The following is a 12,960-nucleotide window of genomic DNA, read 5'->3' as shown; positions in this document are numbered from 1 at the left end:
ACCAATTTTGTGTGGGAAACGCCTGTAGAAATACGGGGCCATAGCTCAGCTGGGAGAGCGCCTGCCTTGCACGCAGGAGGTCAGCGGTTCGATCCCGCTTGGCTCCACCACTACTGCTTCTGAAGTTTGAAAGCTTAGAAATGAGCATTCCACCGGTACGGTGATGAATGTTGATTTCTAGTCTTTGACTAGATCGTTCTTTAAAAATTTGGGTATGTGATAGAAAGATAGACTGAACGTTACTTTCACTGGTAACGGATCAGGCTAAGGTAAAATTTGTGAGTTCTCTTAGTTGAGAAATTCGAATTTTCGGCGAATGTCGTCTTCACAGTATAACCAGATTGCTTGGGGTTATATGGTCAAGTGAAGAAGCGCATACGGTGGATGCCTTGGCAGTCAGAGGCGATGAAAGACGTGGTAGCCTGCGAAAAGCTTCGGGGAGTCGGCAAACAGACTTTGATCCGGAGATCTCTGAATGGGGGAACCCAGCCATCATAAGATGGTTATCTTGTACTGAATACATAGGTGCAAGAGGCGAACCAGGGGAACTGAAACATCTAAGTACCCTGAGGAAAAGAAATCAACCGAGATTCCCTTAGTAGTGGCGAGCGAACGGGGACTAGCCCTTAAGTGGCTTTGAGATTAGCGGAACGCTCTGGAAAGTGCGGCCATAGTGGGTGATAGCCCTGTACGCGAAAATCTCTTGGTCATGAAATCGAGTAGGACGGAGCACGAGAAACTTTGTCTGAATATGGGGGGACCATCCTCCAAGGCTAAATACTACTGACTGACCGATAGTGAACTAGTACCGTGAGGGAAAGGCGAAAAGAACCCCGGAGAGGGGAGTGAAATAGATCCTGAAACCGTATGCGTACAAGCAGTGGGAGCAGACTTTGTTCTGTGACTGCGTACCTTTTGTATAATGGGTCAGCGACTTATTTTCAGTGGCGAGCTTAACCGAATAGGGGAGGCGTAGCGAAAGCGAGTCTTAATAGGGCGTCTAGTCGCTGGGAATAGACCCGAAACCGGGCGATCTATCCATGGGCAGGTTGAAGGTTAGGTAACACTGACTGGAGGACCGAACCGACTACCGTTGAAAAGTTAGCGGATGACCTGTGGATCGGAGTGAAAGGCTAATCAAGCTCGGAGATAGCTGGTTCTCCTCGAAAGCTATTTAGGTAGCGCCTCATGTATCACTGTAGGGGGTAGAGCACTGTTTCGGCTAGGGGGTCATCCCGACTTACCAAACCGATGCAAACTCCGAATACCTACAAGTGCCGAGCATGGGAGACACACGGCGGGTGCTAACGTCCGTCGTGAAAAGGGAAACAACCCAGACCGTCAGCTAAGGTCCCAAAGTTATGGTTAAGTGGGAAACGATGTGGGAAGGCTTAGACAGCTAGGAGGTTGGCTTAGAAGCAGCCACCCTTTAAAGAAAGCGTAATAGCTCACTAGTCGAGTCGGCCTGCGCGGAAGATGTAACGGGGCTCAAACCATACACCGAAGCTACGGGTATCATCTTCGGATGATGCGGTAGAGGAGCGTTCTGTAAGCCTGTGAAGGTGAGTTGAGAAGCTTGCTGGAGGTATCAGAAGTGCGAATGCTGACATGAGTAACGACAATGGGTGTGAAAAACACCCACGCCGAAAGACCAAGGTTTCCTGCGCAACGTTAATCGACGCAGGGTTAGTCGGTCCCTAAGGCGAGGCTGAAAAGCGTAGTCGATGGAAAACAGGTTAATATTCCTGTACTTCTGGTTATTGCGATGGAGGGACGGAGAAGGCTAGGCCAGCTTGGCGTTGGTTGTCCAAGTTTAAGGTGGTAGGCTGAGATCTTAGGTAAATCCGGGATCTTAAGGCCGAGAGCTGATGACGAGTTACCCTTTGGGTGACGAAGTGGTTGATGCCATGCTTCCAAGAAAAGCTTCTAAGCTTCAGGTAACCAGGAACCGTACCCCAAACCGACACAGGTGGTTGGGTAGAGAATACCAAGGCGCTTGAGAGAACTCGGGTGAAGGAACTAGGCAAAATGGCACCGTAACTTCGGGAGAAGGTGCGCCGGTGAGGGTGAAGGACTTGCTCCGTAAGCTCATGCCGGTCGAAGATACCAGGCCGCTGCGACTGTTTATTAAAAACACAGCACTCTGCAAACACGAAAGTGGACGTATAGGGTGTGACGCCTGCCCGGTGCCGGAAGGTTAATTGATGGGGTTAGCTAACGCGAAGCTCTTGATCGAAGCCCCGGTAAACGGCGGCCGTAACTATAACGGTCCTAAGGTAGCGAAATTCCTTGTCGGGTAAGTTCCGACCTGCACGAATGGCGTAACGATGGCGGCGCTGTCTCCACCCGAGACTCAGTGAAATTGAAATCGCTGTGAAGATGCAGTGTATCCGCGGCTAGACGGAAAGACCCCGTGAACCTTTACTATAGCTTTGCACTGGACTTTGAATTTGCTTGTGTAGGATAGGTGGGAGGCTTTGAAGCGTGGACGCCAGTTCGCGTGGAGCCATCCTTGAAATACCACCCTGGCAACTTTGAGGTTCTAACTCAGGTCCGTTATCCGGATCGAGGACAGTGTATGGTGGGTAGTTTGACTGGGGCGGTCTCCTCCTAAAGAGTAACGGAGGAGTACGAAGGTGCGCTCAGACCGGTCGGAAATCGGTCGTAGAGTATAAAGGCAAAAGCGCGCTTGACTGCGAGACAGACACGTCGAGCAGGTACGAAAGTAGGTCTTAGTGATCCGGTGGTTCTGTATGGAAGGGCCATCGCTCAACGGATAAAAGGTACTCCGGGGATAACAGGCTGATACCGCCCAAGAGTTCATATCGACGGCGGTGTTTGGCACCTCGATGTCGGCTCATCACATCCTGGGGCTGAAGCCGGTCCCAAGGGTATGGCTGTTCGCCATTTAAAGTGGTACGCGAGCTGGGTTTAGAACGTCGTGAGACAGTTCGGTCCCTATCTGCCGTGGACGTTTGAGATTTGAGAGGGGCTGCTCCTAGTACGAGAGGACCGGAGTGGACGAACCTCTGGTGTTCCGGTTGTCACGCCAGTGGCATTGCCGGGTAGCTATGTTCGGGAAAGATAACCGCTGAAAGCATCTAAGCGGGAAACTTGCCTCAAGATGAGATCTCACTGGAACCTTGAGTTCCCTGAAGGGCCGTCGAAGACTACGACGTTGATAGGTTGGGTGTGTAAGCGCTGTGAGGCGTTGAGCTAACCAATACTAATTGCCCGTGAGGCTTGACCATATAACACCCAAGCAATTTGCTGACCTGAAAAGGCACCAGATTGCGGTGTGTGAAGACGAAACGAACCGAAAGTTCGAAGTTCACAAACACCAGCTGTCACATACCCAATTTGCTGAAGCGAGGCCATCTGGTCCCGAGTCAGTACCCGAATTTCTTGACGACCATAGAGCGTTGGAACCACCTGATCCCATCCCGAACTCAGCAGTGAAACGATGCATCGCCGATGGTAGTGTGGGGTTTCCCCATGTGAGAGTAGGTCATCGTCAAGATTAAATTCCGAAACCCCAATTGCGAAAGCAGTTGGGGTTTTGTTTTGCCTGCGAGAAAGTTCTTACAGGCTTCGCAGACCTCGTCCGGCTGTCACAGCCGGCCGACAATGCTAAGGTTCTGCCTCGGCTTTAGCGATTTTCCAAGGAATCCATATGTCGGACGCCCAGTCCCTCAACGCTGCATTCATGGTGGTTCAGAGCAACAGTCTCGATGAGCTGCGCAGTCTTGTGGTCAGCATCATGCGGCGCTACCCACTGGCACCCTTGGAAAACGAAATCGCTTTGGTGCAAAGCAACGGCATCGCCCAATGGCTCAAACTCGCATTGGCCGAAGATCCTGAAGACGATGACCTCGGCGGTTGCGGGATCGCTGCGGCGATTGACGTTCAACTACCCGGCAGTTTCATGTGGCAGCTGTATCGCATGGTATTGGGACGAGAAGAAATTCCGGCGAAATCCCTGCTCGATAAAGCTCCGCTGACCTGGCGTCTGATGCGCCTCTTGCCACAGGTAATCGATCGCCCCCATTTCGAGCCGCTGCAACGCTTCCTCACTCACGACAGCGATCTGCGCAAGCGCTATCAGTTGTCAGAGCGTCTAGCCGATCTGTTCGACCAATATCAGGTCTACCGGGCTGACTGGCTGGAAGATTGGGCTGAGGGGCGTCATCAACTGCGCAATGTCAGAGGTGAAATCAAGCCTCTGCCAGCGACCAGTTGCTGGCAGGCCGAGTTGTGGCGAGCGCTGCTGGATGACGTCGGCGAACAAGGCATGGCGCAGAGTCGTGCCGGCGTCCATCAACGTTTCATGGAGCGCATCAACACTCTTGATGAGGCTCCGGCTTCACTGCCACCGCGTGTGATCGTTTTTGGTATTTCTTCGCTACCCGCGCAGGTACTTGAAGCGCTCGCCGGTCTGGCGCGCTTCAGTCAGGTTCTGCTTTGCGTACACAACCCCTGTCGCCATCACTGGGCCGATATCGTTGCCGACAAGGATCTGCTGCGACATCAATACAAGCGCCAACAACGCAAAAGCGGGATGCCCGTTGTACTTGATGCCGAAACCCTGCATCAGCACGCGCATCCGTTGCTGGCCGCTTGGGGCAAGCAAGGTCGCGACTATATCAACCTGCTCGACAGCTACGACGATCCCAACAGCTACCGCGCAGCCTTTCGTGACGGACGCATCGACCTGTTCAGCGAAGCCCAGCCGCACAACATGCTTAACCAGCTTCAGGACGACATCCTCGAATTGCGCCCCCTCAACGAGACTCGTGCGCTCTGGCCCGCTGTCGACCTGGCGCAGGACCAATCGATCCGGTTTCACATCGCCCACAGTGCCCAGCGCGAAGTCGAAATCCTGCACGATCAACTCCTGGCGCGTTTCAGCGCCGACCCGGCTCTACGCCCACGGGACGTGATCGTGATGGTCCCGGATATCGACAGCTATGCCCCTCATATCCGCGCGGTTTTCGGTCAGCTCGATCGATTTGACCCGCGCTTCATTCCGTTCACTTTGGCGGACCAGGGCCAGCGAGGACGTGATCCATTACTAATCGCCGTCGAGCACCTGCTCAAGCTGCCGGACAGCCGTTTCCCGGTCAGCGAGATTCTCGACCTGCTCGATGTTCCAGCTCTGCGTGCTCGCTTTGGCGTAGAGGAACGTGACCTGCCAACCCTACACCGCTGGATCGAGGGTGCCGGCGTGCGTTGGGGCATGAGCGCAGAGCAACGGGCCGGTCTCGGATTGCCGGAGCAACTGGAGCAGAACAGCTGGCATTTCGGCCTGCGCCGAATGCTGCTGGGCTACGCAGTCGGCAGCGCTGAGGCGTGTGCAGGCATCGAACCTTATGATGAAATTGGTGGGCTGGATGCTGCCCTGATCGGGCCATTGGTTGCGCTGCTGGATGCCTTGGAAATCGCTCACCAGCAACTCACGCAACCTGCTCAACCGAAAGAGTGGGGGCTGCGCTTGCAGGCGCTGATGCAGGTGTTCTTTCAGGCGAGCAACGAGCACGACGACTACCTGCTGACCCAGCTCGAAGAGCTTCGCGAGACCTGGCTGGAAACCTGCGAGGCGGTCGGCCTGACTGACGAATTGCCGCTGACTGTCGTGCGCGAAGCCTGGCTCGCCGGGCTGGATCAGGGCCGATTGTCGCAACGATTCCTCGCCGGTGCGGTGAATTTCTGCACCTTGATGCCGATGCGTGCCATTCCTTTCAAACTGGTATGTCTGCTGGGCATGAACGACGGCGATTATCCCCGCGCGCAGCCGCCGCTGGACTTCGATCTGATGGGTAGTGATTACCGCCCAGGCGACCGCTCACGACGTGAGGACGACCGCTATCTGTTACTTGAAGCGCTGTTGTCCGCGCGCTCTCAGCTCTACATCAGTTGGGTTGGCCGCAGCATCCGTGACAACAGCGAACGACCCGCCTCGGTGCTCATCGGCCAGTTGCGCGATCACCTCGCCAGCGGCTGGCGTTCAATCGACCCTACCCAGGATCTATTGGAAGCGCTGACCGAAGAACACCCCCTGCAACCTTTCAGTGCCCGCTATTTCCACGAAGGCGAGCAACTGTTCAGCTACGCCAGCGAGTGGCAGGTGTTACATCAAGAGAAAGCGCAGCAAAGCGAAGCGCCGTTACTCGCGCCATATGTTCAAGATGAACCGTTGACGCTGGCATTGCTGCAGGATTTTCTGCGTAATCCGGTTCGGCATTTTTTCACCCAGCGTCTCAAGGTCTATTTCGAGGCGGCGCAAGCGCCGTTGGCAGATGAAGAACCTTTCGTGCTGGACGCCCTACAGCGCTACACGCTGAGCGACAGTTTGCTGGAAGCCGCACTCAGCCAGCCGGACAATATCGATCAGGCGCTGCAAGCCCGGGCGCTGCGCCTGCAAAACAGTGGTCTGCTGCCTATGGCCGGTTTTGGCGAATGCCTACAGCGTGAACTGATCGAACCGCTGCCGGATCTTCTGCAGCGTTATCAACAGTTGCTGACGTTATGGCCGTCGCCATTGAGTAGTGCAATCCCGGTCAGTCTCGACTTGCAGGGTTTGCGGCTGGAGGGCTGGCTCGCAAACCTGCATCAACGCGCCGATGGCGGCCTGCTGTCGGTCACGACCATTCCCAATAGCATCGGCTCGATCAAAACTCGCAAGTGGCATCGGCTGACCAAATCGTGGGTTACCCATCTGGTCGCCTGCGCCAGCGAGCATGCGCTGACCACGGCATTGGTCGCCAGTGACGACACGTTGTTGCTTGAGCCAATGGAGCGAGACCGAGCGTTGCGTTTGCTCGGTGACCTGCTTCTTGCGTGGCAATCAGGCATGCGCCAGCCCTTGCCGATTGCGATAAAAACCGCGTTCGCCTGGTTGTCTCAAACTGACCCGGTCAAAGCCGAAGCCGCTGCGCGAAAAGCCTATGACGGTGACGGCCAGACCAGCAACGGCGAGCGGCGCGAAAGCCCGGCACTGCTCCGGCAATATCCCGACTTCGATGCATTGTTGGCAGACGAAACCTTCACCGGCTGGTGCGACGCGTTGTACCGCCCATTATTCGAAGCGCCGTGGCGTTCCTTGTCCAGCGAAGGTGCGCGCGCATGAGTACCAAAACACCGTTGGCTCTGGCCTTCCCGCTGCGCGGCAGTCAGTTGATCGAAGCAAGCGCAGGCACCGGCAAAACCTTCACGATTTCGGCACTTTATCTGCGGCTGATTCTCGGCCATGGCGGCGAGACAAGCGGTTTTGCACGCGAACTGCTGCCGCCGCAAATCCTCGTAGTGACGTTTACCGACGCGGCCACCAAAGAGCTGCGTGAACGCATTCGGACACGCTTGGCTGAGGCCGCGCGGTTCTTCCGCGATGAAATTACTGCCCCCGACGGATTGATTGCCGAGCTGCGCGAACAGTTCGATCCGCAGCAATGGCCGGGCTGCGCCAACCGCCTCGATATCGCCGCGCAGTGGATGGATGAAGCCGCCGTCTCGACCATTCACAGCTGGTGTCAGCGCATGCTGCGCGAGCACGCGTTCGACAGCGGCAGCCTGTTCACGCAATCCCTGGAAACCGATCACAGCGATCTGCTTGGCGAAGTGTTGCGCGATTACTGGCGACTGTTCTGCTACCCGATGCAGGGCGATGCGCTGAACTGGGTGCGCAGCAATTGGGGTGGCCCCGCCGCGTTGTTGCCTCGGGTGCGCGGCTTGTTTGCCAGCGAGCGTGACACCGATGAAGGCAAGGCGCCTGCGGAGCTGATCGAGGAGTGTTTGCTGGAGCGGCGAGCGGCGTTGGTCGAACTGAAAATGCCTTGGCGTGACTGGGCAGACGAGCTGCTTGCTCTCTGCCATGAAGGCGTCGCCAGCAAAACCGTCGATGGCCGCAAAATGCAGGCGCGTTATTTCGAGCCCTGGTTCGAGAAACTCAAGACCTGGGCCGAAGACGAGACGCTTGAACAACTGGACATTGGCACCGGCTTCACCCGATTGACGCCCGATGGAATGGCCGAGGCCTGGAAAGGCCAGGCTCCCAGTCATCCGGGACTGGACGCCATGTCCGGACTCAAGTCGAGCCTTGATGCCTTGCCGACGCCCGATGCTGCTGTTCTGCAACACGCTGCCAAGTGGGTCGGCGCGCGTTTTGAAGAAGAGAAGCGCCGTCGCGCAGAAATGGGGTTCGACGACATGTTGCTGCGTCTGGATGCCGCGCTGCAATCGGAGGGCGGCGAGCGTCTGGCAACGCTGATCCGCGAGCAGTTCCCGGTCGCGCTGATCGACGAATTCCAGGACACCGACCCGGTTCAGTACCGCATCTTCGAGAGCATTTACCGCATCGAAGACAATCACCCTGACACCGGCCTGTTCCTGATCGGCGACCCCAAGCAGGCGATCTATGCCTTTCGTGGTGCCGACATCTACACCTATCTGCGCGCACGTCAGGCCACTACCGGCCGTTTGCATACACTAGGCACCAACTTCCGCTCCAGCCACGGCATGGTGACAGCGGTCAATCACGTATTCGAACGCGCCGAGTCCCGAGAGCAGGGACGCGGCGCGTTTTTGTTTCGCGAAAGAAATGGCGAGAACCCGGTACCGTTCCTCCCGGTCGAGTCTCAGGGACGCAAGGAAACGCTGCGGATTGCCGGGCAAGACGTCACGGCACTCAATGTCTGGCTACTGCCCAGCGATCAGCCGCTGTCCGGCGCGGTTTATCGCCAGCAAATGGCCGCCGCCTGCGCCAGTCAAGTCACCGCACTGCTCAATGGCGGGCAAACCGGCAGCGCTGGTTTCTTTCAAGCAGACGACTTCAAAGGTTTACGCCCTTCGGACATCGCGATCCTCGTCCGCGACGGTAAGGAAGCCCAGGCCGTACGCGCCGAACTCGCCGCCAGAGGTGTGCGCAGTGTTTATCTCTCAGACAAGGATTCGGTGTTTGCCGCCCAAGAGGCGCACGATCTGCTGGCGTGGCTGAAGGCTTGCGCCGAACCCGATGTCGAACGCTCGCTCAAGGCTGCGCTGGCTTGCACCACATTGAACCTGCCGCTGATCGAACTGGAGCGTCTGAACCAGGACGAAATGGTCTGGGAAGCCCGGGTCATGCAGTTCCGCGGCTATCGAGAGCTCTGGCGCAAACAGGGCGTGTTGCCGATGTTGCGACGCCTGCTTCACGACTTCCATCTGCCGCAAACCCTGATGCGGCGCAGTGACGGCGAGCGCGTGCTGACCAACCTTTTGCACCTGTCGGAGCTGATGCAGCAAGCCGCTGCTGAACTGGACGGCGAGCAAGCGCTGATCCGCCATCTGGCCGAGCTGCTGGCACTGTCCGGTCAGGCCGGTGAAGAGCAGATTCTGCGTCTGGAAAGCGACGAGCAACTGGTCAAAGTGGTGACCATCCACAAATCCAAGGGTCTGGAATATCCGCTGGTGTTCCTGCCATTCATTTGCTCGGCGAAACCGGTGGATGGCAGCCGTTTGCCGCTGCATTACCACGACGCTGCGGGCAAGGCGCAGATCAGCCTCAAGCCTACCCCCGAGTTGATCGCCCTGGCTGACGATGAGCGTCTGGCCGAAGATCTGCGTCTTCTGTATGTCGCGTTAACCCGCGCGCAGCATGCCTGCTGGCTGGGCGTCACTGACCTGAAACGCGGCAATAACAACAGCTCGGTGCTGCACCTGTCAGCGCTGGGTTACTTGCTGGGGGGCGGTGCCGCTTTGGGCGAGTCCAGCGAATTGAATCGCTGGCTGCGGGATCTGCAGCAAGACTGCCCGGCCATCGGCATCGGCGAAATGCCTCATCCCACTGAGGAGCATTACCAGCCGCCGCGCAATGAAGCAGTCCTGCGAGCCACGCTACGGCCCAAGCGCAAAGCCAGTGAAAACTGGTGGATCGCTTCCTATAGCGCTTTGCGCATCAGCGACATATTGAGCGTCGGCAGCGATGAAGCACCGGACAGTCCGCAGGCGCAAAAGCTCTTCGATGACGAGCGCCTCGATCCCGACGCGCCACATGAAATCAGCAGTGGTGGAGCAGATATCCACCGCTTCCCGCGTGGCCCTAACCCGGGCACGTTTTTACATGGCTTGCTCGAATGGGCGGGTGCTGAAGGTTTTTCGGTTACCCGCGAAGCGCTGGAAGATGCAATTGCCCGGCGTTGCAACCTGCGCGGCTGGCAAGGCTGGATCACCACGCTGACTGACTGGCTGCAGCATTTGCTCAACTCACCGTTGCCGATTGCTGACGGGCAACCGCCGGTGGTTCTTGAGCAACTGACGCAATACCGCGTCGAGATGGAGTTCTGGTTCGCCAGCCACAAAGTCGACGTGCTCAAACTCGACGAACAGGTGCGCCAGCACACCCACAATGGCGTCGCTCGTGTTGCGGCAGAACCGGTGCAACTCAACGGCATGTTCAAGGGCTTTATCGACCTGACCTTCGAGCACGCTGGCCGTTATTACGTCGCCGATTACAAATCCAACTGGCTCGGCGTGGATGATCAGGCCTACACCGTGCAGGCGATGGAGCAGTCGATCCTTGACAATCGTTACGACCTGCAATACGTGCTGTATCTGCTGGCACTGCATCGCCAGTTGAAGGCGCGGCTGGCGGATTACGATTACGACCGTCACATCGGCGGGGCGCTGTATCTGTTTCTACGCGGTACGCGTGCGGATAGTCGCGGCGTGTACTTCGTGCGTCCGCCACGGGAATTGATCGAACGCCTCGACCGGATGTTCCAGGGCAAACCCGAACCCAAGTCCGAACCCGCCTGGGAACAGGGAGTCCTCTTATGAGCCGCACATTCGCCGATCTGCTGCCGACGCCGCTGGAAGCGGACAGCCTGTCGAAACTCTCGCCGCTGACCCGCGCCGATGATTTGCTGTTGTTGCTGAGCCGTTGGGTCGAGCGCGGCTGGCTGCGCGCGCTGGACCGCGCCTTTGTCGCGTTCCTGCATGAACTCGAGCCCGAGACCGATCCGCTGGTGATGCTCGCGGCGGCGTTGACCAGTCACCAACTCGGCCATGGTCATGTGTGTCTGGACCTGTTTGAAACCCTCAAGGCGCCGGATTTTGCACTGTCATTGCCGCCCGAAGGCGATGTGCAGGGCGGTGTGTTGTTGCTGCCCTCGCAATTGCTCGAAACGCTCGATGGAGCCCATTGGTGCAAAGTGCTGGCAAGTAGTCCATTGGTGGCCCTGGCCGCTGACCCGAGTGAAACAGCGCAGACACGTCCGCTGGTGCTGTCCTCGAAACGCCTGTACCTGCGCCGCTACTGGACCTACGAACGCCGCATCGATGCAGCGTTGCGGCAACGCTTGATGCAGCAGGAGCCGACGCCGGATGATCTGCCGCAGCGTCTGAACGAATTGTTCGGCGGCGCGGAATCCGCAGCTGTCATCGATTGGCAAAAACTCGCCTGCGCCATCGCTACGCGCAGCGCCTTCAGCATCATCACTGGCGGCCCGGGCACCGGGAAAACCACCACGGTGGTGCGCTTGCTCGCATTGCTGCAGGCACCGGCCGTCGAGGCTGGCCATCCGCTGCGCATTCGTCTGGCGGCACCGACCGGCAAGGCCGCTGCGCGTTTGACCGAGTCGATCAGTCAGCAAGTGCAATCACTGCAAGTCGCCGAAGCGGTGCGCGCGGCGATCCCCAGCGATGTGACCACCGTGCACCGTCTTCTCGGCAGTCGACCCGGCACCCGGCATTTCCGTCACCATGCCGGCAACCGCCTGCCGCTGGATGTGCTGGTGGTCGACGAAGCTTCGATGATCGACCTGGAAATGATGGCCAACCTCCTCGACGCCATGCCGGCCCATGCTCGGCTGGTGCTGCTGGGCGACAAGGATCAACTGGCCTCGGTCGAGGCGGGCGCGGTGCTGGGCGATCTGTGCCGTGACGCCGAGGGCGGTTGGTACAGCCCGCAAACGCGACAATGGCTGGAGTCTGTCAGTGGCGAGTCGTTGCAGGGTAGCGGTTTGCATGAAGACTGCGACGGCACCCATCCGTTGGCGCAACAAGTGGTGATGCTGCGTCACTCGCGCCGCTTCGGCGAGGGCAGCGGTATCGGTCAGCTCGCGCGCCGGGTTAATCAGCAATTGGCCGATGAAGCGCGGCAGTTGCTCGCGGTCGGCAGCTACGACGACGTGTATTCGCTACCGCTCAAAGGCGAGCACGATCTCAAGCTCGAACGCCTGCTGCTCGAAGGTCACGGCAACGGCCCGCAAGGTTATCGCCATTACTTGAGCGTACTGCGCGATCAGCGTCCACCGTCGACGCGGCCACTTGAGCATGCGGACTGGACCGATTGGGCGCGGGAAGTCTTGCAGGCGTTCGACACATTCCAGTTGCTGTGCGCGGTGCGCAAAGGGCCATGGGGCGTTGAAGGTCTGAACCAGCGCATTACCACTGCGTTGCTCAAGGCGCGTCTGATCGAGAGCGATCAACAATGGTATGAAGGTCGGCCGGTGCTGATGACTCGTAACGACTATGGTCTGGGCCTGATGAACGGCGACATCGGCATCGCCCTGAAACTGCCCGAGCGTGAAGGCGCAGAAATCGGCAAAACGGTTCTGCGCGTGGCCTTTCCGCGTAACGATGGTCAGGGCGGCGTGCGCTTCGTGTTGCCGAGTCGACTCAATGATGTCGAAACCGTGTACGCCATGACGGTGCACAAGTCCCAGGGTTCGGAGTTCGCCCACACGGCGCTGATCCTGCCGGATGCGCTGAATCCGGTACTGACCAAGGAGTTGATCTACACCGGGATTACTCGCGCCCGGCACTGGTTCACCTTGATCGAGCCGCGTGCCGGCGTGTTTGAAGAGGGGGTGCTGCGCAAGGTCAAGCGTCTGAGCGGGCTGATGCTGGAACTGGAAGAGGGCACCGAGCCTCCGGGATGAAGCGCTGAATGACCGACAACGAGTACTGACCAACCGGTCAGAGGCA

The 12,960-nt window shown here is 58.0% G+C and carries 3 protein-coding genes, 2 tRNA genes and 2 rRNA genes (1 of these 7 running past the window's edge); all 7 read left to right on the top strand.

The genetic code is table 11. From position 1 onward, the window contains the following. Positions 1–4 (top strand) — tRNA-Ile (locus ACZZ0K_RS20460); it begins 73 nt to the left of the window's first position. 30 nt (positions 5–34) lie between these two features. Next, positions 35–110: transfer RNA gene (locus tag ACZZ0K_RS20455), tRNA-Ala, on the top strand. A 247-nt stretch (positions 111–357) separates the two neighbouring features. Continuing rightward, positions 358–3,251, top strand: a 23S ribosomal RNA gene (locus ACZZ0K_RS20450). Positions 3,252–3,404: 153 nt separating this feature from the next. Further along, positions 3,405–3,520: ribosomal RNA gene (gene rrf, locus ACZZ0K_RS20445) — 5S ribosomal RNA — on the top strand. 153 nt (positions 3,521–3,673) lie between these two features. Beyond that, positions 3,674–7,126 (top strand): exodeoxyribonuclease V subunit gamma, encoded by a 3,453-nt coding sequence (gene recC / locus ACZZ0K_RS20440; protein ID WP_252885284.1) that lies wholly within the window; start codon positions 3,674–3,676, stop codon positions 7,124–7,126. Beyond that, a complete protein-coding gene (recB, locus tag ACZZ0K_RS20435; RefSeq protein WP_463559291.1) occupies positions 7,123–10,809 on the top strand; it encodes an exodeoxyribonuclease V subunit beta in 3,687 nt (1,228 codons plus the stop codon). Before recC ends, recB begins: the two co-directional genes overlap by 4 nt. Then, the gene (gene recD / locus ACZZ0K_RS20430; protein ID WP_258707559.1) at positions 10,806–12,914 is read left to right on the top strand and encodes an exodeoxyribonuclease V subunit alpha; all 2,109 of its coding nucleotides are present in this window, start codon (positions 10,806–10,808) and stop codon (positions 12,912–12,914) included. Before recB ends, recD begins: the two co-directional genes overlap by 4 nt. The last annotated feature ends 46 nt before the right edge of the window (positions 12,915–12,960 follow it).

This window comes from Pseudomonas sp. AC255 (assembly GCF_979258175.1).
Note: the sequence above shows the minus strand (reverse complement) of the source record. Positions and strands in the feature narration are given on the sequence as shown.